The sequence below is a fragment of the Bradyrhizobium sp. UFLA06-24 genome, assembly GCF_054967145.1.
Genome location: NZ_JADFUE010000023.1, coordinates 17,842 through 42,519, shown reverse-complemented (window position 1 = coordinate 42,519; position 24,678 = coordinate 17,842). Strand labels below are relative to the sequence as shown.

Genomic DNA, 24,678 nt, shown 5'->3' with positions numbered 1-24,678 from the left:
TCTGACGGCGATGGAGCCTATTGCTCGTCTTTTGGCGGCATCCGGGGTGGGGGCAGCGGCGTGAAGACGGCACCTTGCGCGCCGGCAGGCGGGGCATTGAACTCCCCGGTCGAGGAATCGCCGCCGCTGGTCTCGAGGATCGCCTTGGGTGTCACATATTCCCGGACCATGTCGATCAGGCTGCCCTCGCCACCGCCAAAGTCGGCGGCGCGCCCGCCCTGGGGATGGCCGGCCGCGATCTCGTTCTCTGCGGCATGGGTTTTTTCGGCAAGTGTGTCGTTGTAGGGGACGCGGAAGGCGCGCGGGATGCCGCTCGGACGGTGGTCCTCGTCGAGTTCCTCGACCCAGAGATAGATCGAGCCGGGATCGCCCTCCAGCGAATGCGGCTCGACGATCCGTGCCTTGAGCAGCTTGAAGGCGGTAGGCAGCCGGTCGGTGCTGGCCCAGCCGAGCAACCCGCGCATTTCCGTGAAGCTGACGATGTAGAAAGCGCTGGTGACCACCACCGCGACCGCCTTCAGCGACCAGTGCAGCCGTGCATAGACCAGCACGACCAGCAGCAGCGCGCCGATCACGGCATAGGCGACCGACAGCGTGAGGATGACCGTCTGCAAATCAATCACGGCGGATCCTCGTAGCGTTCTTGCTCACGCCGGTGCTGGGGTCGAGATCAGCCCCATTCCGCCAGGTGCTGCGAAAAGTCTCCATCAGCGATTTCGGCCTTTGGTTGACGTCGATGACCTTGCCCTCGGCATCGAGCCGGAACCGCACCGCAGTCTTCTCGTCGCCGGTATGATCGAGCGTGATTTTGTTGTCGAAAACCACCTGCGCGGTCGGGTTGAGCTTCTGCACCTTCACATTGGCGGTCACGGGCTCGCCGGTCGTCGCCACGAAATGCGAGACGTTGACGGTGTATTCGCCGGGGACGATGCCGCGCAGTGTCACGATCTCCTCGCGGATCGGCGAAGCGATCTTCTTGCCGGCAACCATGATGAAGTCGTTGGCCCCGCCGCGATCGTCGCGGTCGAGCGTAAGAAAGCCGGCCTCGCGGTGGCGGTACCAGGCGATGTTGCCGGCGGGATCCTGCACGAAGAGGTCGAGATCGTCAGGGTGATTGTCCGGCCAGTCCAGCGTGATCATGAACTCGGCCTTGGAGTCGATCTTGCCGTCCTTGGCGTCGGGCGAAACCGCGAGCAGCGCAAGAAAGAACAGGAAGGCGACCACCTGGAGCGCCTTGAACAGCATCACGCCGAGCGGATCGAACGGCTCCTCGCGCGGATAGAGACCGAAATCATCCATCATGACGGCATTCCGGCGCCTTTGATACCAGCGCCTTGGCGCTCAAGAACCGGCGTCACATAAGTCTCGGTCAGGACCACGGCATCGGAGAACACCCGCTGGGTCGCGGCATCGAGCATGTAATACTGGATGCGGACCAGGATGGACCCGACGAGGCCCGCCAGTGTCGTGTACATCGCGACCGCCATGCCGTCACTCATCAGCCCCATCGAAGAGCGCATCGCGACCTTGTCGGCGGCATCCAGCCCGGCGATCGGCGCCAGCATGATGATGAATCCGATGATGGTGCCGAGCAGACCGAGCTTCATCAGCGTGTCCGAGACGAAGGCACCAAAACCGTTGGAGCCGCGCAGGCGATCGGCCAGCGTCCGCAGCAACAGTGTCTGATCGACCGGGCGATAATCCTGCGCGGCGGCCTTGGTCACGAGGCTCTCGATATGATCCCGCACCAATCCGCGCGGCAAGGCGGACGCGCGCGCCTCGAGCGCCTTGCCGCCGTCAGGCGCCCCCAGCACCGCGCGACAGCGCCGCGCCGCCGCCCCCTCCCGCGCGATCGCCCGCGTCCGCAGGAAGCAATGGCCGCAGGTGGCGAGATAGAGCACCGCGATCACGCTCGAGATGTAGGTCCGGTCCGAGGTCAGCATCAGATGGATCAGGCCGAACCGCCACAGCAGCACGACGGCAAAGATCGAGAGCCCGGTGAAGATCATCCAGAACAAGAGCGCACTGCGCTCGGATGGGTCGGTCGCGCCGTTCGCAATCGGTCCAATCGTCATCGAACTCATGCTGCCCCGCTCCTGACCTCGAACAATTCCATCCCGATTAGATCAAAGCCGCCGTCCGGGGTCCAAAGACCCATGCCCAATCCGGCTTGGGAAAATTGCCCGAGCTGCGATCCGGCCCGCTCCCGCAATTGGCAAGACGCGGCGGCGTTGTTAGGCTGAGCTTACCAAACTTTGGGGTGATCGCATGCGCCTCGTGCTTCAACTTGTCGGCCGCCTGCTTCTCATCGTGGCGCTTTGCCTGGCCGCCGCGACCATGTGGGCCACCTTCGATGCCTATCGCAGCGTCGACCGGGCGACGGCGGCATCCGCGCAACGCGTTGCGCAGGCGCTTCAGGGCCTGTACTGGCACGAACTCTTGCTGCGCAGCAGCAGAATGCGCGAGCACCTCGTGCCAGTTCCGGAATGGCGGACGCTGGAGACGATGAAGCTGATTTCGCCCGGCGTCTGCGTTGAGTTCCAACCGGCAACAGCTTTTGAAAAGCCGCTGTGCGGCCAGAGCCAGGGCATCGGCCGGACGCCGCCGCGCTGGTTCGCGTCCGTCGTGCCGACCTTCCTCGGCAGTCACGCCGAGGTGGTGCGGCCCGTCAGCCCCCGCGCCGCAGCCGCCGGAACGGTGGTGGCGACACCGGATCAAGCAGCCTCGATCTCGCTGGCCTGGGAGTACATTCTCAACGTGATCGACGTCGCGCTGCTGATGGCGGCGGCGATCGCGCTGCTGGCTTCGCTCGCGATCGCGCATACGCTGGCGCCGGCGCGCGCCATCGTGCTGGCTCTGCAGCGCATGGCGCGCGGCCAATATCGCACCAGGCTGCCGCGCTTCCGCTCCATGGAGCTTTCGATGATCGGCGGCGCGGTCGATGCGCTCGGCAGCCGGCTCGAAGAAGCGACCGAACAGCGCGCGGCGTTGACGCGGCGCCTGATCGAGATCCGCGACGACGAGCGGCGCGCGCTCGCCCGCGAGCTGCATGACGAGTTCGGGCAAAATCTTTCCGCCATCCTGGCCTTCGCCAACACGATCGAGACCGCGAGCGCGCAGCAGGCCAAAGATAACGGCATCGCGCAGGACGCGCACATGATCTCGCAGGCCACGCACCATCTGATGGCCTCGCTGCGCGATGCGCTGAAGCGCCTGCGCAATCCCCTGCCCGAGGAGCTCGGGCTGGAAGCAAGCCTCGTCAATCTCGTCGACAGCTGGCGCTCGCAGAGCGCGACGCAGCCGACGATCCAGCTCGACCTCAAGGGCGACCTCGCCGATATCAGCGGCCCGGCCGCGACGACTGCCTATCGGGTCGCCCAGGAATGCCTGACCAACGCGGTCCGCCATGGGGCAGCGCGCGAAATCTCGTTGCGTGTCGAGCGACGCGCCGGCGAAGACGATGCGCTCCTGATCCGCGTCGAGGACGACGGCGGCGGCGATGCGGCGCGCGTGGAACGGTCGGCCGGTTTCGGCCTCACCGGAATCCGCGAGCGGGTGACGGCTGCCGGCGGCTCGCTCTCGATCCTGCCCGCACGGGGCGGCCTCAGCGTTGCCGCGACCATCCCGCTCGCTGCGTGAGGCCGTCATGAGCGAGGTCGCAGCAACAGGCATCGCGGTGCTGCTGGTCGACGATCATCCGATCGTCCGCCAGGGTTACCGGCGCGTGCTGGAAAGCCAGGGCGATCTCCACGTCGTCGCGGAAGCCGACAACGCCGCGGACGCCTACTCCGCCTTCAAGTTGCATGATCCCGACGTGGTCGTGATGGACATCTCGATGCCGGGCGCCAGCGGGCTGGAGGCGATCCGCAACATCCGTGCACGCAATCCACGGGCGCGCGTTCTCGTCTTCACCATGCACAATGAGGCCGTGCTGGTGAAAGCCGCCTTCAATGCGGGCGCCTCCGGCTTCGTCACCAAGAGCAGCGCGCCCTCCGCAGTCGTCAATGCCATCCGCAGCGTCGCGCGCGGCGAACGCGCCATGAGCGACGACATCGCGCACGTGCTGGCCGAGGATAGCCTGTCGGCGGGATCAGCGCTGGATCATCTGGGCGAGCGCGAAATCGAGATCTTGCGGCAGTTCGCCGGCGGGGCCACCAGCGAGCAGATCGCGACGCATCTCAATCTCAGCGTCAAGACGGTCCAGAACTACCATTATCTGATCAAGACCAAGACCGGCGCGCGCACGGATGCGCAGCTGGTGCGGCTCGCGGCAGCTTGCGGGCTGACCAGGATCTAGCAGCAAAACTGCCGCATGGCCTGGAATGAGATGAAATTCTTCAATCTGCCGAGGTGATTGGAACGGAGCCTATTCCATTCCGGTTGACGACAGAGTGAGGAGTAGAAGGTCATGAGCAAGGGTCACCACAAGACAGTCGCCCATCCGCAGATCATCACGGTAGGAGAACTCATCGACGAGCTCTGTCGCCTGCCCGATACCGCGGTCGTCCACTTCCGTTGCCCCATGCTCGATCAGGAGCTGGCGTTCGAGCGGCTTCGAAAGCGGTCAAAGGACGACGTCGAAATCGCGATAAATGTGTATCCGGAGAGTCCGCCGGTGGTGCCATCGTCAGACGGCGCTTTTCGTACACGTACGTCTTCGCCATCGGCTCACGATGGCGCTGTTCTTCACAAGGCGAGAGGTTGATTGCGCAGCCTGGATCGAACAGCGCCGCGCCTTTAACAGGCCTTCAACCCGCGCAGCAGCAGCGCGAGCGTCGCATCGACCCGCGTCGGCAACTCCGCGTCCTTCCACTCGTCGGCATGGGCCGGGTGGTGAAAGCGGCAGGTACCGTCGAAGATCGCCCGCGCGGTGACCTTCACGTTGTCGACGGCGAACACGCCCTGCTTGACGCCGTCGGCCAGGATCGCCGCGATCTGGTCGATCATGGTATCCTTGTGACACTTGACCGCCGCGCACGCCTCACGCGCCAGCGTCAGATAGGTCTCGAACATCTCGGGGTCGTCAAGCACGCGCGAACGCTTGGCAGCGAACAGCGTGCGCAGCCAGCGGTCGAGCCTGTCGGGCGCAGGGCCCTTTTCCTCGGCAATCGCCAGCAGCGGCGCGTCGATGCGGTCCAGCCAGCGCTTGGCAACGGCCTCGCGCAGCGAAGCCTTGCTCGGAAAATGGCGATAGACGCTGCCGTGGCTCACATCGAGCGCACGGGCAACGTCGACCACTGTGGCCTTGGCAAGTCCGTAGCGCCGCAAGACGTCCTCGGTGACTTCGAGGATCCGCTCCGGCGTCAAGACAACGGCTTCGTTCATGCCAGCACCATGTTCCCATCAAGGGTCCAGTTATCCGGCGATGGGACAGCTTCCGAAGCGCCCCTCACCGGTCGTCTCGGAAAGCTCTCGCCTCAATGAGGCAGTTTTGCAGCCTGCGCAGCGATCTGGCGCGCGACCAGTAAATTGAGCCAATGCCCAATCGTCCCGGTGAAGTTGATGATTTCGGTCGTCATTGTCTCAAGTCTCCATTCGTCCGCGGCCCTCGCCCTTCGATGACGACCCTCGATCCGAGCAGTATTTCGGATGTCGGGCTCCCCCTGGAGGTAACCGCGGGACGCCCAATCGGGGCGTCCGGAGACGCATATACACGTCTCGCTGACAGATTTCAATATCTGTCATTCAATGATCCGTGATTGACAGTCAATACTTGAGCCTTGGTCATCCAGTCGACCGAACCCTGCCCGTCGCCCCCGCCGTCGACTAATCGTTCTCGCCGGCAAGCCATTGATACGAATAAATTTTGTTAGACCGACCGCCTTCTGGCGCCCCGATTTTCAAGGCGAGTCGAAACGTCCCTGAGCGGCGAATTGGCGCGCAATCCGCCTTTCACCCCGGCATCGCGCCGGGTTACGCTATCTGCCCGACTTACGAACAAGAAACGGACCGATCCCATGCCCATCGTCAACCGCATCGCCGCCCTTTCCGACGAAATGGCCGCCTGGCGCCATGACTTCCACGAGAATCCCGAGCTGCTCTACGAAGTCCATCGCACCGCCGGCATCGTTGCCGATCGCTTGCGCGAGTTCGGCTGCGACGAGGTGGTGACCGGCATCGGGCGCACGGGGGTCGTCGGCGTGATCCGCGGCCGCAAGTCGGCCTCCGGCAAGACCATCGGCCTGCGCGCCGACATGGACGCGCTGCCGATCATGGAAACCTCGGGCGTGCCTTACGCCTCGAAAGTTCCCGGCAAGATGCACGCCTGCGGCCATGACGGCCATACCGCGATGCTGCTGGGGGCCGCCAAATATCTCGCCGAGACGCGCAATTTCGACGGCACCGCGGTTCTGATCTTCCAACCCGCCGAGGAAGGTGGCGGCGGCGGCAAGGCCATGGTCGAAGACGGGTTGATGACACGCTGGAACATCCAGGAGGTCTACGGCATGCACAACATGCCCGGCCTGCCCGAAGGCCATTTCGCCACGACGCCCGGCCCGATGCTCGCGTCTTCCGACAACATCCAGATCACCGTTCGCGGCAAGGGCGGCCACGCCGGCGCCGGCCCGCACAAATCCGTCGACAGCGTGCTGATCGGCTCGCAGATCGTCAATGCGCTGCAATCTATCGTGGCGCGCAACGTCGATCCGCTGAAGTCCGCGGTGATTTCGATCACCCAGTTCCACTCCGGCACGGCCTTCAACATCATTCCTGAGGTCGCCGAGCTCGGCGGCACCGTGCGCACGCTCGACCCCGAGGTGCGCGATCTCGTCGAGCGCCGCATCGGCGAAGTCGCCGACAGCGTCGCGCGCGCCTATGGCGGCTCGGCCGAGACGAAATACTCTCGGATGTATCCGGTGACGATGAACCATGCGCGCGAGGCCGGGCTTGCCGCCGACGTCGCCCGCGACATCGTCGGTGCCGAGCGCGTCAACGACAAGTTCGTCCCCATGATGGGCGCCGAGGATTTCTCCTTCATGCTGGAAGCGCGCCCAGGCGCGATGGTGCTGGTCGGCATGGGCGACGGCAACGAATGCCACCATCCCGGCTACATCTTCAACGACAATATTTTGGGCCACGGCGCATCATTCTGGGTGCGCTTGATCGAGACGCGGATGCCGGCGTAACGAACGTCGATCTCGCAGGGTGGGCAAAGCGAAGCGTGCCCACCACAACTGTCTCAAAGGGAGTAGGTGGGCACGGCGCTTTACGCCTTTGCCCGCCCTACAGCAGCAGCCCGTGGACGTCGCAAGCGCGACCTTCTCTGGCCTCTCCGTTACGCCTGCACCACCTCGTGCCGCATCACGAACGGCGCGAGCAGCGTGTGCACCTCGCCGGCGACGGCCTCGCGCTGGTCTGCAGGCAAGCCTGTAAGCGTCACCGTGGCGATCGAGCCGTGACTGCCGTGGGCGCCGACCTTCACCTTGCAATCGATGCCACGCTCCGTGAGGGGCGCCAGCACCTTGGTGAACACGCGCTGCGCAGCGTCCCAGCGCAGTTGCGGCTTGAACACCTTGCCGACGCCGGTCACCGGCATCGGATCGATCGGAATGACCTGCACGGGGACAGCGGCACGCTCCGGCGTGCGCTCGCGCACCCATGCTTCGAGCTCGCCGGGCTCGACCTTTGCGCCCGGCTTCAACTGCACGTAACCGACCGGCAGCTCGCCGGCATAGGCGTCGGGCTGGCCGACCACCGCGGCGAAGCCGACGGCGGGATGGCGGAACATGATCTCCTCGATCGGCGCTGGATCGATGTTATGGCCGCCGCGAATGACGAGGTCCTTGGCACGGCCGGTGATCCAGAGATAGCCGTCGGCGTCTAACCGGCCGAGATCGCCGGAATTGACCCAGACTTTGTCGACGAAGGCGCCCTTGTTGTGGGCGTCGTTGAGATAGCCGCCGAACACGCCGGGGCCGGCCATGATGACGACGCCGATCTCGTCCGGCTTGCAGTCGCGGATCAAATTGCCGTCGGCATCGAGCTGCACGATGCGCACGCGCGAGTAAGGCATGGGCAGGCCGACCGAACCGAGCCGGATCGGCCGCGACGGGAAAGCGAGCGTGTGCACGCTCGATGTCTCCGTCATGCCGTAGACCTCGACCACCGGCAGCTTGAGCTTCTCCTGGATCGCCGAGCCGACCGCAACGGGAATCGCCGAGCCACCGCCGGCTGCGTATTTCAGGCTGGAAATGTCGGCATTGCCAGGCGGCACCGCGAGGGCTGCGGCCAGCACCGTCGGCACGCTCGAGAGCGCTTCCGGCTTGAAGCGCTCGACCAGCCCCCAGATGTTCTTCACCGCGTTCGGATTGCGCCAGCCGCTCGGCGACAACACCACCAGCGAACCACCGCTCGACAGCGTCAGGAGCACCTGCGTCAGCGATCCGCCGACGTGAAACAGCGGCATGCCGAACAGCAGGTTGGCGCCGGGCTTCGATTTCAGCATCAGATTCAGCGCCCAGGCCTGATAGACCTGATTGCCGTGGGTGTGTCGCACGAGCTTCGGCGTGCCGGTGGTGCCGCCGGTATGGAAATAGACCGCGATATCGTGGCTCGCGATCTTGCGCCCGCTGACAAGCCGGTCAGCCGGCTGCTTCTTGATCAGGTCGTTGAACGCGTAAATTCCGTTGGCAGGATCACCGCCGCCCGCCACCTGCACGATCGCCTTGAGATGCTTGAGTTGCGGGCGGATCTGCTCGACCTTCTGCCAGATGTCGGTGCCCGGCACCGGCCCGAGCGCGACCAGGATCTTGGTGTTCGCCGCTTCCAGAATTTCCGCAATCTGGTGCGGCTCGAGCAGCGGGTTGACGGGATTGGCGATGCCGGCGGCCTCGGCGCCGAACAGCGTCACGAAGGCATCGGGCAGCAGCGGCAGCATGAAGGAGATGACATCGCCCTTCTCCGCGCCGAGCGCATGAAACATGTTGGCGGCCTGCGTGACGCGCGCGATGAAATCGCGGTAGGTGACCACAACAGGCGTATCGGCCGGATCGGCATTTTGGAGAAACTGGAGTGCCGCCCCGTCCGGGTTGCGCGCGGCACCAAGCCGGATGGCATCGTAGGTGCTCTCGGCCGCGACCCGATCGGCATAAGGGACCTGCTCGAAGGCCCGGACCTCCTCGTCCGTCAAAAGCTCCGGATAGTCATTGCCGATGAGCCGATCGAGCGCGTGGATGCCCGCCATGGAATATCGTCCTCCCTCAGATGTCGGCCCTCGCCGCCTGTCTTTTGACATTTGGGTCGGCGGGGCCCCGACCGGTGACCGGTCGAGCGGGACCACAATGATGGATGATCGGGCGTTCGTCCATTGCCCGATGCAATTGGCCGCACGTTGGAGCTCGCCGTCGGCCTGTGAGACGTTACGGGCGATCCGGCGTCCAGCCCACCGCGTTGAAATCGGCCGGCGCGGGCATCACTTCCGGCTCAGCAGTTGGTTTTCGCAGGATTGCATCCGCACGGTTCGAATCAGAAATTTCAACCGGGACCCCCGCTGCGTCGACGGCAAGTATTCCGGTCAGCTCCGGCGGCGCCGACATCACGTACCGGTCTGCCGACTCGATCAGCCGGAGCAATTCGTCCCGAATGAAGGCGGCTGACCATTCGCCCGGCAAACCCCTCACGGCTGCAAACTCCTCCGCCGGAATCGACAATGCATGCCGGCGGATCTCATCGATGGTTCGACGCGGCGAGAAATTGGGCGGCTTGCCGGCGGCGGCGAACACAAGTGGTCCAAGCGGGCAATAGTCGCGGCCGATTGCGACAAGATCAGCGATATCGCGCGCCTTTGAACGACCTGCCGCGGCGAGAACCTTGTTGATGGCGAGATCCGCCTGATGAAGGCGAGCTCCCCATTCCTGATCCCTAACAAGCGGAAAAAAGCGAAGTTTCGTCTCCGCGAACCACTGGATGATCGTGGATTCGCCCTCGCGCGAAACAGTCGCATCGACGCAGCCATAGATAATAAAATCGCGATGCGTCTTGAAGCTGGCAGCCTCGAGAAGCGCCAGGTCGGCCTTTGCACTTTCGGTTACTTCTTCGTCGGTGTCGTGGAATATATCGATGTCGTCGGATCGTCTCTGCCAGTCCTTGTTCAACATCAAGCCACCGGCGAAATAGCTGCTCTCGGACCGGTTCTTGGCCAGGAGACGAAGGATGTCGCTCTGCAGTTTGCTGAGGGCCATCTCAATGCTCGCGCTCGCTGACGCGGTCCAGAATCTTCCTGCCCATTGCAAACGCCCTTGCGTCGCCGCGATCGATCATTGCGCGCGCAGCGACGGCAGCACGGGACCGGATATCGGGAAGGCGGCCGAGATCGACGTTGTCGAGTATTCGCGATCCGTACAGACGGAGCGCATTGTCGAGCAGCAACTGGAGGTCCCTGGTCTGGCGATGCTCGGCCCGCATGCGAGAAGCCATCGCCAGCACTTCGTTTCGGCCGCTCGGCGGAATGAGGACCTCGACGCGCACTAAATCCGCGGCGCCGCCCTCTTTTCTGTATTTTCGAATTCTCTTCTTCGCTGGGATCACAGGCCTTTGCTCCCGATAAGAGAGCATAGCACGCGTATCCCGGTTACGCAAATGCGTATCCCGGTTACGCTATTAAGCAACTGAAATTACTGTATTTCATCGCAAAGATGCCGTTAGCAATGAACCTCTTAGCGCGATTCGCGGACCAAACTGGGAGCGGCTTCGCCGGACGCAATGCCGCGAGACGCGAGGACATCATGACGAGGCCCCTGCAACACCGCATCAGATCGCTGATCGCCGCGCTTGCACTGGGATCGGTAATCTTTGCGTCGGCGATCGCCATGCCGCGCGCCACGCTCGCCGAGGACAGTCAATTCGACAAGATGCGCGGCAAGATCGCTGCTTTCATCGGCGACAAGATGGAAAAGCTGGGCGGGTCACGCATCATCTACAAGGTGGACAGCGAAGGCTTGCGCGAGAGCGTCGTCACGGATTTGCGCGACGACGTCTACAAGATCTTGCACGACGGCCAGATCGCCTTCTCAGGCCTTGCGATCCGCGACGGTGGCGTCGAATTGAAGATCGCCGACGCCAAAGCCCGCGAACAGCTCGCGCGCAAGCTCGCCTCGGACGCGGAAGGATTGCCCTCGCATGCGATCGCCGTGACCAACGGCAGTGACGGAGCGGTCAGGCTGGCGCCGACCGACGCGGCCTCGGCGGCGCGGCTGCGCGATCTCGTCGAAGACGCCATCGCCATGGTCGAACAGCGTCTCAAGGACGCCGGCGTCAAGCTCGCCAGCGTGGCCCCTGACGGGACCGACCGCATCCGGATCTTTCTGCCGGGCGTCAGCGATCCCGAGCGCATCACAGCGATCTTTGCCCACAAGGTTACGGTCAGCTTCCATCCGGTTGATGTTTCGATGCTGGCGGAGCAGGCGCAATCCGGCACCCCACCTGACGGCTCCGAAGTCCTGCTCGGCTTCAAGGACAAGAAGCCTTATCTGGTCACCAAAGCCAGTGCGCTCGACGGTGAGGACATCAACTATGCAGCGCCTGGCTTTGCGACCGGCACCAAGGAGCCGATCGCCCAGTTCCGCTTCAACGGACGCGGCACGCGGCGCTTTGCGCACGTCACCGAAGAGAACGTCGGCAAAGCCTTCGCCATCGTGCTCGACGGCAGGGTGATCTCCGCTCCCGTGATCCGCGAGCCTATCACCGGCGGCTCGGTCCAGATCTCCGGCAATTTCACGCTCGAGGAGGCCAACAGCATCGCCATGCTGCTGCGCGCCGGCGCCCTGCCGGGTCACCTTACGCTCGTCGAGCAGCAGGTCCTCCAACCCGGCGCCAAGCACTAGCGGAACAACGCATCCGAGCCCACGGGCCGTCGTGAGCGCGCCGGCCTGTCCGGAGCAGCAAAGTCACTCTGCGGCGCCCGCCCGAATCACGGGGGCCCCGTCATGCACGCAACCAACGGGCAATTGCCGAAACGCCCAAGCAGGCTAAAATTTGCCCCTTGCGGCAGGACGGCCGAAGGTTTCATTTCAAGCGGTCGTCATTCGATTTCGGCTATACCTGCCGCGGATACCGGGACTGAAGGCCTTATGCGGGGTTAGTACCATGCCGTCCGGCAGCGTAGACATTTCGTCGATCCTCGACCGCATTCTGGATGCGGCAACGGACAATCTCAGGATCGCGAAGATCCTGGTCCAGATGGGCCTCGACCCCAACGACGTCACTTGGGACGCGATCTTCAATCGCCTGCTCGAGATCTTCGTTCACAACATCACGCTGGCGAACATGTTCGCCGCGGTCGGCGCCATCTTCTTCGTTGCCACCCTGCTGATGCGGACGATGGTGCCCTTGCGCGTCGCCAACATGGTCGGTTGCGCCTTCTTCGCTCTTTTCGGTGCGCTCTCGGCCAATGTCTCGACGTTCCTGCTGTATCTGCTTTTGCTTCCGATCAACGCTTTTCGCCTGCGGCAGATGCTCAAGCTGGTCAAGAAGGCGCGCCACGCCGCCGAAGGCGACATGTCGATCGAATGGCTCAAGCCGTTCATGGCCGAGCGCAAATACCGCCGCGGTGACACGCTGTTCAGATTGGGCGATCCGGCCAAGGAGATGCTCCTCACTGTCACCGGCAAATTCCTCGTGAAGGAGATCGGCGTCGAAATCGGGCCCGGAGCCCTCATGGGAGAGTTCGGCTTCCTCACGCCGGACAACCGGCGCACCGCAACGATCGAATGCATCGAAGACGGCCAGGTGCTGACCATCACCTATGACCGGTTGCTGGAGATCTACTTCCAGGATCCGCAGTTCGGCTATTACTTCCTGGTGCTGACCAGCCAGCGCCTCCTGCAGAACATCGATCGCCTGCAGAAGCAGCTGGCCGCAGCCCAGGCGGCGACCACGAACAAGATCGCCTGACCGCCGCTCAGCTCAGCAAGAGCGCCATGCCGGGATCGCCCTTCTCCATCGCGCGCCGGTAAGCCGGACGTGCGCCGATGCGACCGAGATATCCGACCACGTTCGGGCAGCGCTGGAGATCATACGGCTGGAAGTAGCGCATCGTGGTGAGCGAGAAGCCGATCATGATGTCGGCCGCAGTAAAGGTGCCGCCGGCGAGATATTCGGCATCGCGCACGCGGGCGTCGACGAGGTCGAAGGCACGATCGAGGCGCGCTCTGATCGCGACCAGCATCGGATTGTCGTCAGCGAGCTTGAGTCGGTTCAGCAGCATCAGCCGCCCCATGCCGGCTTGTAGCGTGCCATTGGCAAAGTGAAACCAGTACAGGAATTGCGCGAATTCGGGGGCCTCCGGACCGAGCACGAGACGGCCTTTGCCATATTTGGCGATGATGTAATCGACGATGGCGCCGGATTCGGCGAGCACGAGATCGCCATCGGTGATGACGGGCGCCGCTCCGATCGAATGCAGCGCCTTGTACTCAGGCGGCGCCAGCATGGTGACGGGATCGCGCGCATAGCGCTTCAGTTCGTAGGGGATCCCGAGCTCCTCGCAGAGCCAGACGATGCGTTCGGATTGCGATTTGCCGAGGTGATGGACGGTGAGCATGGGAGTCTCCTCGATCAGTCGTAACGACGCATCATACCATCCCGGTCACCCTGAGGCGGCCGCTTCTTCAGCGGCCCTCGAAGGGCGACGGCCCGGCTGTAATCACATGGACTGCGATCAGGGCCAGCAGCACATAAGCCAAGAAGATGTAACGGTCCTGGCCGCCGCTGCTTTGTCCGGAGAGCTGATTGTGGCGTGTTGAACAGGCCGAAAAAGTCCGCGCAGGCCGTCCTCGCCGCAAAACCGCCCTAAAAACCGAATGGTAACCATGACGGGCTATGGTGCTGATGTGAGCAATTCCTCGACGATCCTGGTATTTGATTCCGGCCTTGGCGGCCTCACTGTCCTGCGTGAGGTCGTGGCCGCGCACCCGGATGCGCATTATACCTACGTCGCTGACGACGCCTTCTTCCCCTATGGCCATCACAGCGAGGACGAGATCATCGCCCGCGTGGTGCCGCTGATGGGGGAGCTGATCGGCACCCATGACCCTGACCTCGTCGTCATCGCCTGCAACACCGCGTCCACCCTGGTTCTATCGCATCTGCGTGCCGCTTATTCCGTACCCTTTGTCGGCACGGTGCCGGCGATCAAGCCGGCCTGCGCCCGGTCCAAGACTCGCCGCGTCTCGGTGCTCGGCACCAAGGGCACGGTCAAGCGCGAATACACCAAGGCGCTGATCCGCGACTTCGCGCAAGGATGCGAGGTGACGCTGGTCGGTTCGCCCGAGCTTGCTTCGCTCGCCGAACGCGAGCTCAGCGGCCAGGCGATCAGTGACGCCGATATCCTTGCCGAGCTCGCCCCCTGCTTCGTCGGAGATGAGTCCGATGCGAGCGCACGCACCGACACGATCGTGCTCGCCTGCACGCATTACCCGCTGCTGCTCGATCGGCTGGAGCGGCTGGCACCCTGGCCCGTCGACTGGATCGATCCGGCGCCCGCGATCGCCCGCCGCGTTTCGGATCTGCTCGCCCCGCGCAGCGGCGACAACGTGCAATCCGGCGCCGAGATGATTTTCACGTCGAACCGCGTGCATGGGCTCGGACCGGCCCTGACGCCGTTCTTCGGCGGGCGCGCAGTCGCCTGACCTTGCGCCCAGGCGGCGCGCTGCTAGGCTTCGCGCCTCGCCATCCCGCGCAAGGTCTTTCCATGTCGATCCCAACCACGCCGCTCAATCGCCTCCGCCAGATGTGGAGCGAGGGGCGCCCCGCCTTCGGCGCGATCGCGACGATCCCGAGCGTGCAGATGGTGCAGATTATGGCGCGCTCGCTCGACTGGATCATCGTCGATCTCGAGCATGGGCCGATCGGGCTCACCGAAGCGCATGCGATGATCGCGGCGACGACCGGTACGCCCTGCACGCCCCTGGTGCGGATCGCCGCGAACGAGCCGTGGCTTGCGAAAGCGCCGATGGATATCGGCGCCTTCGGCATCAACTTCCCGATGATCACCAATCGCGCCGAGGCCGAGAAGGCGGTGCGGAGCGTGCGCTACCCGCCGCGCGGGGACCGGCTCTGGGGACCGTTCCACGCTCCGTTTCGCTGGGGCCAATCGATGCCCGACTACATGGCGTCAGCCGACGACGAGATGATCTGCATGGTTACCATCGAGCATGTCGATGCCGTCAACCGCATCGACGAGATCATGGCAACACCAGGCATCGACGTCGCGGTTATCGGTCCCGGCGATCTTGCGACGTCCATCAACAAGCGCGGCCGAATGGATGACCCCGAGCTGCTCGAACTGGTCGCCCGCGCCGAAGCCGGCATCCTCAGAAGCGGCGTGCCGATCGGCGGCGTTGCGCGGACCGCCGACCAGGCCAACCAACTGATCGACCGTGGCTACCGCGCGATCGCGCTCGGCTTCGACTGGTCGCTATTCCAGCGCGGCATCATGGCCGCGTTCGATGGGATCAGGCGCTGACCAGATCGCGGCAGGCCTAGTGCACGATGCCCGACGCCGCTTCAAGATATTGAAATCAATAATGATTTTTATTTTCCATAAGAACAGGCCGCTGCCCTTGCCAGTGCCGTGAAAGGCGAACCAGCCGCCCCAAAGCGGGTTGATTGTGCTAAACGGGGCAGCGGGCGACCCGCTCGTTGCCTATATTTTGATCCGCGGGAACCGAAAGAGAGATGCGCGGGACGCCCAAAACCATTTCGCTGCCGCGCCGCCTGATCTGCGACCTCATGCGGGCGTCGATGGACGTGCCGTTCGTTTCACTGTCCCGCTCGCTCAATATTCGTTCCCTGCTGGAGGCCCGTGCAGGCGTGTTGGCGCCGGCCGGCTGGGCGGCGATATTCGTCAAGGCTTTCGCCCTGGTCGCAAGGGACGAGCCGGTCCTGCGCACCGTCTATGCCAAATGGCCGTGGCCGTCGCTCTACGAGCTCCCGAAAAGCGTGGCGCTAATCGCCATCGCCCGGGTCGAGAAGGGCGAGGAATGCGTGATGCCGCAGCGAATCGCAGCTCCCGAGGCCATGACGCTGTCCGCGGTTGATGCCGAGATCCGGCGCGCCAAGACGGCTCCGATCGACGATGTCCCGATGTTCCGCAAGATCATGCGCGCCACCCGTCTGCCGCTGCCGCTGCGGCGCCTGTCCTGGGCCGTGGGGCTCAATTTCGGCCGGCAGCGGGGCAATTGGTTCGGGAGTTTCGCGGTGAGCTCGGTGGCGGCCTACGGCGGCGGCGAGCTTCATCCCGTCACCCCCGGCCCCTTCATCGTGAGCTATGGGGTGGTTGAGCCCGACCAGACCATCCATGTCGTGATCCGCTGGGATCATCGGGTCACCGATGCCGCCCTCATTGCCCGGGTCCTGACCCGGCTGGAACAGGTCCTGAACACTGAAATCGCTGCCGAATTGAGCGCGGCAGGCGCGAAGCCGATCCGGGCCGTCAGGACGTGATTCCGGGGCCGTTCGCATTGACAGCGAACCCCAAACTCCCCTAAAAGCCGCCTGCTCGCGGGCCGGTTTCGGCCCGCGAAGCGTTTCGCGACCCGTGGTCCGTTTCCTTATGCTTGGGAATTGGACCTGTCGGTGCCGGGATTTCCCCGTCACACAGGAGGGCGCGTTTCCTCATATCAATGCAACCGAAGAGGACGCGATGACTAAGCGCAGTGAGGCGAAGTACAAGATCGATCGCCGTATGGGCCAGAACATCTGGGGCCGCCCGAAGAGCCCCGTGAACCGCCGCGAGTACGGCCCCGGCCAGCATGGCCAGCGCCGCAAGGGCAAGCTCTCCGACTTCGGCGTGCAGCTGCGCGCCAAGCAGAAGCTGAAGGGCTACTACGCCAACATCAGCGAGCGTCAGTTCCACGGCATCTATGTCGAGGCGAGCCGCCTCAAGGGTGACACCGGCGAGAACCTGATCGGCCTCCTGGAGCGTCGTCTCGACGCGGTCGTGTATCGCGCCAAGTTCGTCTCGACGATCTTCGCCGCCCGTCAGTTCATCAACCACGGCCACATCAAGGTGAACGGCCGCAAGGTCAACATCTCGAGCTATCAGGTCAAGATCGGCGACGTGATCGAGGTCAAGGAAGCCTCCAAGCAGCTCGCCCACGTTCTCGAAGCCAGCCAGCTCCCCGAGCGCGACACCCCCGACTATCTCGAAGTCGATCACGGCAAGATGACCGCCAAGTACGTGCGCGTCCCCGGCCTCTCCGACGTGCCCTTCCCGGTGCAGATGGAGCCCCATCTGGTCGTCGAATTCTATTCGCGCTAAGATCTGAATATCGAAAGGCCCCGGTTCGCCGGGGCCTTTTTGCTTAAGAGCCACATTTCAGTGGCCGCAATGCTTTGAGGAGCCGTCGCATGCTCTACACCCCTCCCCCTGTTGATCCCAAGGCACCGCCGGTGCGCATCAATCTGCTCTCGGACACGCAGACCAGGCCGACACCTGCGATGCGCGAGGCGATGGCGAGGGCGGAAGTCGGGGACGAGCAGGTCGGCGACGATCCGACCGTGAATGCGCTGTGCGAGCGCGTCGCCGGGCTGCTCGGCAAGGAGGCGGCCGTCTACATGCCCTCGGGCACGATGTGCAACGTCACCGCGACGCTGGTGCATTGCCGTCCCGGGGACGAGATCCTGGCGCACGAGACCGCGCACATCATCGCCCGCGAGGGCGGCGCGCATGCCGCCATCGGAGGCTTCCAGGTGACACAGTTGAAGGGCGCCGACGGCCAGTTCACGCCGGAGACGCTCCGGAAAGCACTGCATCCGCGCACGCGCTACCAGCCGCCGCAGACCGTCGTCAGCGTCGAGCAGACCGCCAATATCGGCGGCGGCACGATCTGGAAGAAGGCCGCGCTCGACGAGATCGTCGCAATCGCCAGGCAACACGGCCTCGTCACCCACATGGATGGCGCGCGCCTCCTCAACGCCACCGTGGCAAGCGGCATCTCCCCGCGCGACATGACGGCGGGTTGGGATTCGGCCTGGATCGACTTCTCCAAGGGCCTGGGAGCGCCGATCGGCGGCGTGCTCGCAGGCTCTCGCGCCTTCATCGATGCGGTCTGGCAGTGGAAGCAGCGCCTCGGCGGCTCGATGCGCCAGGCCGGCATCTGCGCGGCCGCCTGCATCTACGCTCTCGACCATCACGTCGAGCGGCTTGCCGACGATCACGCCAATGCGCGCGCGCTCGCGCGCGGGCTGTCGCAGATCGCAGGCATCGAGGTGCAGGAGCCCGAGACCAATCTCGTGTTCTTCAAGCCCGACGGTGCCGGCGTTCCCGGCGACAAGATGGTCGCGCTACTCCGCCAGCGCGGCGTCACGCTCGCGATGATGGACGGCCGCATCCGCGCCTGCACCCATCTCGACGTCAACGCGAGCCAGATCGAGGAGACGATCGGATACGTCCGCGAGATCGTGCGCGCGGCGTAATCAGCGCATAAGCGCTCCGTAGACCAGCCGCTTCAGCTCGTCCTGGATCGGGCCGCGCTGCGCGGGCGACTGCATCATGCAGATCACGAACATGTCGTCTGCGGGATCGATGAAGAAGAAGGTGCCGCCGACACCGTCCCAGCGGTACTCGCCCGCCCGCACCCGACCGTCCGCCACGATGCGCACGGCAAAGCCGAGACCAAAGCCGCTGTCACGCCCGGGAAAGTAGAACCCGGGATCTTTCGTCCCACCGCTTCCCTTACCGATCTGGTCCGATGTCATCAGCGCCACCGTCTCGCGCCTGAGATAGCGGCGACCGTCGAGCTCGCCGCCATTGAGCAGCATCTGCGTAAAGCGCGCATAGTCTCGAATCGTGCCGACCATGCCGGCCCCGCCGGACTCCCAGCGACGCGGCGCGGTCGCCTCCGTGATGCCGGCAACGGGATGATCGAACCAGTCACCGGGCAGGGGCTCGGCGATCAGCGGCCGCCTGGCCTCGTCGGCGACGAAGAACGCCGTGTCGCCCATCGCCAAGGGATCGAGCAGCCGCTGCTTCTCGAATTGATAGAGCGACAGGCCCGAGACGACCTCGATCACCCGCCCGAGCACATCGGTAGAATGGCCGTAGTCCCACAGCGTTCCCGGCTGCTCGGCGAGCGGCAGGCGCGCGAGCCGCGCGACGAATTCTGCGTTGTCAGGATCGCCGTCGAACAGACCGGCCTGGGCATAGAGCCTGCGCACAGGACTGTCGCCGTAGAAGCCATAGGTGATGCCGGAGGTATGTCGGAGCAGGTCGCGTACCGTGATCGGTCGCGCCAGCAGCTGCAGCGCCAGCCCGCCGTCGGCCGCGGGGACGCCAACCTGCACATCGGCAAAGGCCGGAATGTATTTGGCGACGGCATCGTCGAGCGCGAGCTTGCCGTCCTCCACCAGCATCATCGCCGCCACGGAGGTGATCGGCTTCGACATCGAGTAGAGGCGGAAGATGGTGTCATCCGTCATCGGCTGCGCTGTCTTCACGTTGCGCAGGCCAAACGTTTCGAAGAGCACGGGTTTGCCGTGCTGCTGGATCAGCAGGACCGCGCCGGGAATCCTGCCGGCGGTGACCTCGTGACTGAGAAGCGCGCTGACGCGCGCAAGGCCTGCGGCCGTGAAGCTGCGGGCGAGCGGCATTTCGGCGCGGACCGGCCGCGCCGCACCGACCAGCAGGGCAAGCGCGGCAACGAGGACGAGAGCCTCAGTTCTCCATGGCCTCATAGATCAACTGCTTCAGCGTCCGCTGTACGCGCTGGCGCTCGCTCGGGGTCTGCTCCAGCAGGACGAAGAACATGTCCTGCTTGGGATCGATCACGAAATAGCAGCCGGAGGCGCCGTCCCATTTCAGCTCGCCGAGATCGCCGGGCGGCGGCGGCTTGGCGTTGCCGGGATCGGTGCGGACCGCAAGCCCGAGGCCGAAGCCGAAGCCGTCGCCGGGGAAATAGAAATAATCGCGGTCGACGCCGGAAGCCGGGCCGATCTGGTCGGTCGTCATCAGCTTGAACGTCGCGGGCTTGAGAATGGTCTTGCCGTCGAGCGTGCCGCCGTTGAGCAGCATCTGGGCGAAGCGTTGATAGTCGGCCATGGTCGTGACCATGCCGCCGCTGGCGAACTGGATCTTCTTGACGACGGTCGGATCGTTGATGCGGCCGACCCGGAAGTCGGAATCGTTCGGCACCGGTTGCGCCAGAAGCTTCTGCTTGGCGGGGTCGGTGACGAAGAAGCCGGTGTCGACCATCCCGAGCGGGTCGAGCAGCTTCTCCCGCATGATGTCGATCAGCGGCTTGCCCGCCGCGATCTCCATCACGCGCGCCAGCACGTCGGTGGAATGACCGTATTGCCAGAGCGCGCCCGGCTGGTTGTGCAGCGGCAGCCTGGCGATGCGTTCGGCGAACTCGGCGAGGTCGAAATCGCCGGCGTAGATGTTGGCGTCGCGATAGGCTTTGCGGACCAGGCTGTCACCATAGAAGCCATAGGTGATGCCCGACGTGTGCGTCATCAGATCGTGGATCGTGATCGGCCGGTTCGGCGGCACCAGCTCGAGCGACTTGGTGCCGTCCTCGGCTTTCTTCTCGACGCCGACCTTCACGTTGGCGAAGGACGGGATGTATTTCGACAAGGGATCGTCGAGCTTGATCTTGCCGTCCTCGATCAATTGCATCGCGACGACGGAGGTGATCGCCTTGCTCATCGAGAACAGGCGGAAGATGGTCTTGTCCGTGATCGGCGCCTTGCTGACCACGTCCTGCACGCCGAAGGCTTCGTGATAGACCGGCTTGCCGTGCTGCTCGATCAGCACGGTTGCCCCCGCGATCTTGCCGGTCGCGACCTCGTTCTTGAAGAACTCGCTGACCTTGGCGAGCTTGTCCTGATTGAAATGGGCGCCGGCGGGAATTTCGTAAGTGCCTTCCGCGCGCGCGAGCGACATCGTGCCGAGCGATAGAAGCGCACCGCAGAGCAAGGCAAATCGTCGAAAATGTAAAATCATATCCCCTCCCCGGAACATGGCCGGCGGAGTGTACTGAAGGGGTTGTCAGGCACAAGGGCTGCCGTGCCGTCCGAGCGCCTCGGCATGGAGTTGGGCGCTTGGCTCGGAGAAACAGCAGAAAATGACCCGACCCACGGATGGCGCGGCGCTGAGCCCTTCGATCGTCGTGCGCACCGCAATCTCGGCTGCCCGGTCGGCCGGGAAACGATAGATACCGGTCGAAATCGCCGGAAATGCCACCGAGTGCAGCGACTGGCATAGTTGATCCCCTATAAGTTGGTCCCTAATCCGGGCAAAGTAGGTCCCATGTTCCAGAGACAAACAAAACCCCGCCGGCGACGGCGGGGTTTTCATTTCTCCGGAGCTTTGTCCGTATTACCTCAGTGAGCCGTCGTCCTGGATGTGGCGATAGGATCTTCTGCTAGGGGGTCAGCAGAACTGCGTTCACATCATGGGCTGGTTAGGAGCGACAAAACACACCACGTATATGATCGAGAACAGCGTGCCTAACCCTAAACACTGCAAGGCGATCGCAAGCCAGAAAAGCAACGGGCTCTCATCTCTCAGCAGTACACCCCCGAAGCCCAATGGTATCTGCATCGTTCGGAGGCTGTTGAACAACTTAAATCCGGCCAACGCGAACGCGACCATCACGACCAAAAGTATCGATATCACAGGCATCTTCTGATCAGCTACCCAGAATGCTGCGCATCTCTGATAAAACTTCGATCATCAAACGAGGCTTGATGCGACCGAGCCGCTCCGCGTGGCGCGCCTCTATCGTCGCGATCTTACAAGGTCGAATGATGGAGGGAGCAGGCAGACCGGCCTCTTCGTAGCGGCTGATTGCAAGATCCCCGGGCCATGTTCTGTTTTCAGCACTCGTGATCATCACCACCCAAAGCAGGTTTCCATTTTCCCCGATGCCTCCTGCGGATACAACGAGTGCCGGGCGATGCTGACGAGTTGATCGATCAGTGTACGGGAAAGGAACCCTAACGACGTCACCCTGCTTAAAGACTGCCATAGGCTTTCCGATCTGCCTCGCTATCCCATTCGCTGAAGGTGAGGAAGGGATCATCGACCAGAGCAGGTTCAGCCTTTGTCAGCACGACCTTATCACCAGTGATCGTATAAGCGATCTCATCACCTTCCTTCAGATGCAAAGCGGTTCGGACTGCCTGGGGGATCGTGGTTTGAGCTTTGGTAGTCAGTTTACTCGTAATCATGCGCACCTCTAGTCAAGGACTTTCCTTACTGTAAGGAATTTCCTTTCATTTTCAAGGGAAGGACGCGGGGCTGGCGGGGCTCTTGCTTAAGCAATATCTCTAACGGCGCACGAGGCCGGCGCCGCCCGCGATCCCTTTCTAAAGAAGTGGCCGGGAGACGTACTTTGATCGGAAGTCGGCACTTTTTCGCGGCCCGTCGCCGACGTCGAGATCAGGTTTTCAACAGCTTGCAAGGGGTATAGGGGACCTACTTTGATCGGCGCCACACCGAGCTCAGGTTGTGCTTGCCGCACAGCTCCATCGCGCGGCGATAGCAGGAGGCGAGCAGATCGTCCTCGCCGAGCGTGCCGCCATTCCAGACCGGCCCGACGGTGTGGATCACATGTGCGGCCTTGAGCCGATATCCCCTGGTGATCTTTGCGTCGCCGGTCTTGCAGCCGTGCAGCATGCGGCACTCGGCGACCAGCTCGGGCGCGGCCGCCCGATGGATCGCGCCATCGACGCCGCCCCCGCCAAGGAGCGACGTATTGGCGGCGTTGACGATGGCGTCAACGCTCAGCGTGGTGATGTCGGCAACGATGATCTCGAGCTGGACGCCGCCGATCCGGCGCGTCAGCACCGTCACGGATCAGGCCGCGACGACGACGCCCTTCTCGGAGAAGAGCTGCTGCAATTCGCCGGCCTGGAACATCTCGCGGACGATGTCGCAACCGCCGACGAACTCGCCCTTCACGTAGAGCTGCGGAATCGTCGGCCAGTTCGAGTATTCCTTGATGCCGTTGCGGAGCTCGGCGGATTCAAGGACGTTGAGGCCCTTATAGCCGACGCCGATATGGTCGAGGATCTGGACGACCTGGCCGGAGAAACCGCACTGCGGAAATTGCGGCGTCCCCTTCATGAACAGAACCACGTCGTTCGCCTTCACTTCGTTGTCGATGAATTCCGCAATGCTCATATCCGTGTCCTTCTGGGGCAGAGCCCTCAACCAAATCCTCGGGCCGGCTCAGCCGATCTAACCCGATGCCTGCCTATATATGTAGCCCAAACCGTTGTGCATCCAAAGTAAAATGGCGGCGAGAGGCCCGCGGCGGACGGTTTGCCCCCACCCGGGTGCATAGGCTGATGACATCAATATCATCGCTGGAGAGGACTTTCATACCGTAACGGAGCCCCTATCTAGGACGAACCCTGGTTTTGGAACCGGGTCTCGCCAACAACGTTCTCTTGTCCTGTCTGGAGAAAAACGTGACGAAACAAGCCTCCGCTACGGCCACCCCGCCGCTTTCGTCACCATCGGCCGTCCCAGGCAGCCTCGCTCAGGGGCTCGAAACCGCCTTTCTCGCCGTGCGCAACGAGACCGAGCGCCGGGCTGCAACGCTTTCACCGGAAGATCAGCAGATCCAGTCCATGCCGGATGCCAGCCCGATCAAATGGCACCGGGCGCATACCACGTGGTTCTGGGAGCAGTTTCTGCTCGGCGAGCACGCGCCTGGCTATCGGCCGTTCCATCCCGACTTCGCCTTCCTGTTCAATTCCTATTACGTCAGTGCCGGCCCGCGCCATGCCCGCAATCATCGCGGCGACATCACCCGACCCAGCGCGAGCGAGGTCGGCGCCTATCGCAGGCATGTCGATGCGGCCGTCGTCGGGTTCTTCCGCGAGGCCGGCGAGGACAAGCTTCGTGCGGTCTCGCCTCTGGTCGAGGTCGGGCTGAATCACGAGCAGCAGCATCAGGAATTGATGTTCACCGACATCCTGCACGCCTTCGCACAGAACCCGGTCTATCCGGCTTACGACAACGACTGGCGCTTTCCGGCCGCGACGCGCGGCGGCGAGGACTGGCTGACGCTCAACGAAGGCATCCACACCGTCGGCCATGTCGACGACAGCTTCCATTTCGACAACGAGAAGCCCGCGCATCGCGCTCTCGTCGGCCCGGTGAAGGTCGCCCGCAATCTCGTCACGAACGGCGAATGGCTCGCCTTCATGCGCGATGGCGGTTACGCGAAGGCAACGCTGTGGCTGATGGACGGCTTTGCCACGGCCAGCAAGGAAGACTGGCAGGCCCCGGGCCATTGGCGCGAGGTCGATGGCGGATGGCAGGTGATGACCCTCGCCGGCCTGAAGCCGGTCGATCCGGACGCGCCCGTCTGCCACATCAGTTATTACGAGGCCGATGCGTTCGCGCGCTGGGCCGGAAAGCACCTGCCGACCGAGACGGAATGGGAGGTCGCAGCCCGGGCGGGGCAGCTCAACGATGCCTTCGGCATCGTCTGGCAGTGGACCCGATCTTCGTATTCTCCCTACCCCGGCTATCGCGCCATTGAAGGCGCGCTCGGCGAATACAACGGCAAGTTCATGGTCAACCAGCTGGTGCTGCGCGGCTCTTCGCTGGCGACGCCCGAAGGTCACAGCCGCGTCACGTACCGCAACTTCTTCTATCCGCATCACCGTTGGCAATTCACGGGGTTGCGGCTCGCTGACTATTTCTAGTTCTCATCCGACGAT

General features: G+C 63.6%; 25 protein-coding genes and 2 pseudogenes. 12 read left to right on the top strand and 15 right to left on the bottom strand.

Translation table 11 applies throughout. The annotated features are described in order from the left end of the window. Positions 1 to 17: 17 nt before the first annotated feature. Genes IF809_RS19790 through IF809_RS19780 form a run of 3 tightly spaced genes read right to left on the bottom strand, consistent with a single transcriptional unit; the run spans position 18 to position 2,084 of the window. Positions 18 to 623 carry a hypothetical protein gene (locus IF809_RS19790; RefSeq protein WP_453996998.1) on the bottom strand — a complete coding sequence of 202 codons (606 nt, stop codon included), beginning with the start codon at positions 621 to 623 and terminating at the stop codon, positions 18 to 20. Beyond that, positions 616 to 1,302: a hypothetical protein gene (locus IF809_RS19785; protein WP_462838257.1), complete on the bottom strand. Its 687-nt coding sequence runs from the start codon at positions 1,300 to 1,302 to the stop codon at positions 616 to 618. The genes IF809_RS19790 and IF809_RS19785 overlap by 8 nt, the downstream gene beginning before the upstream one ends. Next, positions 1,299 to 2,084 carry a MotA/TolQ/ExbB proton channel family protein gene (locus IF809_RS19780; RefSeq protein ID WP_462838256.1) on the bottom strand — a complete coding sequence of 262 codons (786 nt, stop codon included), beginning with the start codon at positions 2,082 to 2,084 and terminating at the stop codon, positions 1,299 to 1,301. The genes IF809_RS19785 and IF809_RS19780 overlap by 4 nt, the downstream gene beginning before the upstream one ends. Before the next feature lie 184 nt (positions 2,085 to 2,268). On the opposite strand from IF809_RS19780, the gene IF809_RS19775 reads away from it, so the two are divergent. The 3 genes from IF809_RS19775 to IF809_RS19765 all read left to right on the top strand — a co-directional run bounded on the left by IF809_RS19775 (position 2,269) and on the right by IF809_RS19765 (position 4,705). Further along, on the top strand, positions 2,269 to 3,639 hold the full coding sequence (locus IF809_RS19775) for a sensor histidine kinase (protein WP_453996992.1): 1,371 nt from the start codon (positions 2,269 to 2,271) through the stop codon (positions 3,637 to 3,639). Positions 3,640 to 3,646: 7 nt separating this feature from the next. Next, the gene (locus tag IF809_RS19770; protein ID WP_462838255.1) at positions 3,647 to 4,297 is read left to right on the top strand and encodes a response regulator; all 651 of its coding nucleotides are present in this window, start codon (positions 3,647 to 3,649) and stop codon (positions 4,295 to 4,297) included. Positions 4,298 to 4,408: 111 nt separating this feature from the next. After that, a complete protein-coding gene (locus IF809_RS19765) occupies positions 4,409 to 4,705 on the top strand; it encodes a hypothetical protein (RefSeq protein ID WP_128965531.1) in 297 nt (98 codons plus the stop codon). A 32-nt stretch (positions 4,706 to 4,737) separates the two neighbouring features. Here the strand turns inward: IF809_RS19765 and IF809_RS19760 are convergent, their stop codons facing one another. Continuing rightward, positions 4,738 to 5,325 carry a TetR family transcriptional regulator gene (locus IF809_RS19760; RefSeq protein ID WP_128965530.1) on the bottom strand — a complete coding sequence of 196 codons (588 nt, stop codon included), beginning with the start codon at positions 5,323 to 5,325 and terminating at the stop codon, positions 4,738 to 4,740. A gap of 632 nt (positions 5,326 to 5,957) precedes the next feature. On the opposite strand from IF809_RS19760, the gene IF809_RS19755 reads away from it, so the two are divergent. Next, complete coding sequence (locus tag IF809_RS19755; RefSeq protein ID WP_462838254.1) at positions 5,958 to 7,127, top strand: M20 aminoacylase family protein; 1,170 nt, start codon at positions 5,958 to 5,960, stop codon at positions 7,125 to 7,127. Positions 7,128 to 7,276: 149 nt separating this feature from the next. Here IF809_RS19755 and IF809_RS19750 read toward each other — a convergent pair whose 3' ends face one another. From IF809_RS19750 to IF809_RS19740, 3 genes are all read right to left on the bottom strand, one after another. Continuing rightward, positions 7,277 to 9,184 (bottom strand): acyl-CoA synthetase, encoded by a 1,908-nt coding sequence (locus IF809_RS19750; protein ID WP_462838253.1) that lies wholly within the window; start codon positions 9,182 to 9,184, stop codon positions 7,277 to 7,279. A gap of 175 nt (positions 9,185 to 9,359) precedes the next feature. Then, on the bottom strand, positions 9,360 to 10,181 hold the full coding sequence (locus tag IF809_RS19745; RefSeq protein ID WP_453983141.1) for a hypothetical protein: 822 nt from the start codon (positions 10,179 to 10,181) through the stop codon (positions 9,360 to 9,362). Between the two features lies 1 nt (position 10,182). Further along, positions 10,183 to 10,578 carry a hypothetical protein gene (locus tag IF809_RS19740; protein WP_462838252.1) on the bottom strand — a complete coding sequence of 132 codons (396 nt, stop codon included), beginning with the start codon at positions 10,576 to 10,578 and terminating at the stop codon, positions 10,183 to 10,185. 146 nt (positions 10,579 to 10,724) lie between these two features. On the opposite strand from IF809_RS19740, the gene IF809_RS19735 reads away from it, so the two are divergent. Then, entirely contained in the window at positions 10,725 to 11,822 is a 1,098-nt protein-coding gene (locus IF809_RS19735) for a SecDF P1 head subdomain-containing protein (protein ID WP_462838251.1), read from the top strand. A gap of 262 nt (positions 11,823 to 12,084) precedes the next feature. Further along, positions 12,085 to 12,891 (top strand): Crp/Fnr family transcriptional regulator, encoded by an 807-nt coding sequence (locus tag IF809_RS19730; RefSeq protein ID WP_164938598.1) that lies wholly within the window; start codon positions 12,085 to 12,087, stop codon positions 12,889 to 12,891. Between the two features lie 7 nt (positions 12,892 to 12,898). Here IF809_RS19730 and IF809_RS19725 read toward each other — a convergent pair whose 3' ends face one another. Continuing rightward, a complete protein-coding gene (locus IF809_RS19725) occupies positions 12,899 to 13,540 on the bottom strand; it encodes a glutathione S-transferase family protein (protein ID WP_453983138.1) in 642 nt (213 codons plus the stop codon). A gap of 289 nt (positions 13,541 to 13,829) precedes the next feature. On the opposite strand from IF809_RS19725, the gene murI reads away from it, so the two are divergent. The 5 genes from murI to IF809_RS19700 all read left to right on the top strand — a co-directional run bounded on the left by murI (position 13,830) and on the right by IF809_RS19700 (position 18,417). After that, positions 13,830 to 14,627, top strand: a complete 798-nt coding sequence (gene murI, locus IF809_RS19720) for a glutamate racemase (RefSeq protein WP_462838300.1) — start codon at positions 13,830 to 13,832, stop codon at positions 14,625 to 14,627. 62 nt (positions 14,628 to 14,689) lie between these two features. After that, complete coding sequence (locus IF809_RS19715; RefSeq protein ID WP_453983137.1) at positions 14,690 to 15,463, top strand: HpcH/HpaI aldolase family protein; 774 nt, start codon at positions 14,690 to 14,692, stop codon at positions 15,461 to 15,463. A 212-nt stretch (positions 15,464 to 15,675) separates the two neighbouring features. Then, positions 15,676 to 16,443, top strand: a complete 768-nt coding sequence (locus tag IF809_RS19710) for an acyltransferase (RefSeq protein WP_462838250.1) — start codon at positions 15,676 to 15,678, stop codon at positions 16,441 to 16,443. A gap of 199 nt (positions 16,444 to 16,642) precedes the next feature. Further along, positions 16,643 to 17,260 (top strand): 30S ribosomal protein S4, encoded by a 618-nt coding sequence (gene rpsD / locus IF809_RS19705; protein WP_128965520.1) that lies wholly within the window; start codon positions 16,643 to 16,645, stop codon positions 17,258 to 17,260. An 89-nt stretch (positions 17,261 to 17,349) separates the two neighbouring features. Then, positions 17,350 to 18,417 (top strand): threonine aldolase family protein, encoded by a 1,068-nt coding sequence (locus tag IF809_RS19700; RefSeq protein WP_462838249.1) that lies wholly within the window; start codon positions 17,350 to 17,352, stop codon positions 18,415 to 18,417. Here IF809_RS19700 and IF809_RS19695 read toward each other — a convergent pair whose 3' ends face one another. The 7 genes and pseudogenes from IF809_RS19695 to grxD all read right to left on the bottom strand — a co-directional run bounded on the left by IF809_RS19695 (position 18,418) and on the right by grxD (position 23,125). After that, positions 18,418 to 19,674: a serine hydrolase domain-containing protein gene (locus tag IF809_RS19695; protein WP_462838248.1), complete on the bottom strand. Its 1,257-nt coding sequence runs from the start codon at positions 19,672 to 19,674 to the stop codon at positions 18,418 to 18,420. Continuing rightward, complete coding sequence (locus IF809_RS19690; protein WP_462838247.1) at positions 19,655 to 20,941, bottom strand: serine hydrolase domain-containing protein; 1,287 nt, start codon at positions 20,939 to 20,941, stop codon at positions 19,655 to 19,657. Before IF809_RS19690 ends, IF809_RS19695 begins: the two co-directional genes overlap by 20 nt. A gap of 45 nt (positions 20,942 to 20,986) precedes the next feature. Beyond that, a pseudogene (locus IF809_RS19685) lies at positions 20,987 to 21,190 on the bottom strand (macro domain-containing protein); the annotation flags it as partial. A 439-nt stretch (positions 21,191 to 21,629) separates the two neighbouring features. Beyond that, positions 21,630 to 21,968 (bottom strand): type II toxin-antitoxin system PemK/MazF family toxin, encoded by a 339-nt coding sequence (locus tag IF809_RS19680; RefSeq protein ID WP_456738866.1) that lies wholly within the window; start codon positions 21,966 to 21,968, stop codon positions 21,630 to 21,632. Then, positions 21,955 to 22,170, bottom strand: coding sequence for an AbrB/MazE/SpoVT family DNA-binding domain-containing protein (locus IF809_RS19675; RefSeq protein WP_462838246.1), 216 nt, complete (start codon positions 22,168 to 22,170; stop codon positions 21,955 to 21,957). The genes IF809_RS19680 and IF809_RS19675 overlap by 14 nt, the downstream gene beginning before the upstream one ends. A gap of 265 nt (positions 22,171 to 22,435) precedes the next feature. Next, positions 22,436 to 22,795 (bottom strand): annotated as a pseudogene (locus IF809_RS19670) (macro domain-containing protein); the annotation flags it as partial. 3 nt (positions 22,796 to 22,798) lie between these two features. Beyond that, a complete protein-coding gene (grxD, locus tag IF809_RS19665) occupies positions 22,799 to 23,125 on the bottom strand; it encodes a Grx4 family monothiol glutaredoxin (RefSeq protein WP_128965515.1) in 327 nt (108 codons plus the stop codon). Between the two features lie 239 nt (positions 23,126 to 23,364). Between grxD and egtB the strand changes: the two genes are divergently transcribed. Continuing rightward, positions 23,365 to 24,663: an ergothioneine biosynthesis protein EgtB gene (gene egtB, locus IF809_RS19660; RefSeq protein WP_462838245.1), complete on the top strand. Its 1,299-nt coding sequence runs from the start codon at positions 23,365 to 23,367 to the stop codon at positions 24,661 to 24,663. The last annotated feature ends 15 nt before the right edge of the window (positions 24,664 to 24,678 follow it).

Excerpts from the sequence above, each read along its gene's own strand:
- IF809_RS19730 (WP_164938598.1), top strand. The coding sequence starts at position 12,085 with ATGCCGTCCGGCAGCGTAGACATTTCGTCGATCCTCGACCGCATTCTG.
- IF809_RS19695 (WP_462838248.1), bottom strand. The coding sequence starts at position 19,674 with ATGAGGCCATGGAGAACTGAGGCTCTCGTCCTCGTTGCCGCGCTTGCC.
- IF809_RS19680 (WP_456738866.1), bottom strand. The coding sequence starts at position 21,968 with ATGGCAGTCTTTAAGCAGGGTGACGTCGTTAGGGTTCCTTTCCCGTAC.
- IF809_RS19735 (WP_462838251.1), top strand. The coding sequence starts at position 10,725 with ATGACGAGGCCCCTGCAACACCGCATCAGATCGCTGATCGCCGCGCTT.
- IF809_RS19710 (WP_462838250.1), top strand. The coding sequence starts at position 15,676 with ATGCGCGGGACGCCCAAAACCATTTCGCTGCCGCGCCGCCTGATCTGC.
- IF809_RS19715 (WP_453983137.1), top strand. The coding sequence starts at position 14,690 with ATGTCGATCCCAACCACGCCGCTCAATCGCCTCCGCCAGATGTGGAGC.
- grxD (WP_128965515.1), bottom strand. The coding sequence starts at position 23,125 with ATGAGCATTGCGGAATTCATCGACAACGAAGTGAAGGCGAACGACGTG.
- IF809_RS19755 (WP_462838254.1), top strand. The coding sequence starts at position 5,958 with ATGCCCATCGTCAACCGCATCGCCGCCCTTTCCGACGAAATGGCCGCC.
- rpsD (WP_128965520.1), top strand. The coding sequence starts at position 16,643 with ATGACTAAGCGCAGTGAGGCGAAGTACAAGATCGATCGCCGTATGGGC.
- IF809_RS19780 (WP_462838256.1), bottom strand. The coding sequence starts at position 2,084 with ATGAGTTCGATGACGATTGGACCGATTGCGAACGGCGCGACCGACCCA.
- IF809_RS19760 (WP_128965530.1), bottom strand. The coding sequence starts at position 5,325 with ATGAACGAAGCCGTTGTCTTGACGCCGGAGCGGATCCTCGAAGTCACC.
- IF809_RS19785 (WP_462838257.1), bottom strand. The coding sequence starts at position 1,302 with ATGATGGATGATTTCGGTCTCTATCCGCGCGAGGAGCCGTTCGATCCG.
- IF809_RS19765 (WP_128965531.1), top strand. The coding sequence starts at position 4,409 with ATGAGCAAGGGTCACCACAAGACAGTCGCCCATCCGCAGATCATCACG.
- IF809_RS19750 (WP_462838253.1), bottom strand. The coding sequence starts at position 9,184 with ATGGCGGGCATCCACGCGCTCGATCGGCTCATCGGCAATGACTATCCG.
- IF809_RS19745 (WP_453983141.1), bottom strand. The coding sequence starts at position 10,181 with ATGGCCCTCAGCAAACTGCAGAGCGACATCCTTCGTCTCCTGGCCAAG.
- IF809_RS19770 (WP_462838255.1), top strand. The coding sequence starts at position 3,647 with ATGAGCGAGGTCGCAGCAACAGGCATCGCGGTGCTGCTGGTCGACGAT.
- IF809_RS19700 (WP_462838249.1), top strand. The coding sequence starts at position 17,350 with ATGCTCTACACCCCTCCCCCTGTTGATCCCAAGGCACCGCCGGTGCGC.
- IF809_RS19775 (WP_453996992.1), top strand. The coding sequence starts at position 2,269 with ATGCGCCTCGTGCTTCAACTTGTCGGCCGCCTGCTTCTCATCGTGGCG.
- IF809_RS19725 (WP_453983138.1), bottom strand. The coding sequence starts at position 13,540 with ATGCTCACCGTCCATCACCTCGGCAAATCGCAATCCGAACGCATCGTC.
- IF809_RS19690 (WP_462838247.1), bottom strand. The coding sequence starts at position 20,941 with ATGATTTTACATTTTCGACGATTTGCCTTGCTCTGCGGTGCGCTTCTA.
- IF809_RS19675 (WP_462838246.1), bottom strand. The coding sequence starts at position 22,170 with ATGATTACGAGTAAACTGACTACCAAAGCTCAAACCACGATCCCCCAG.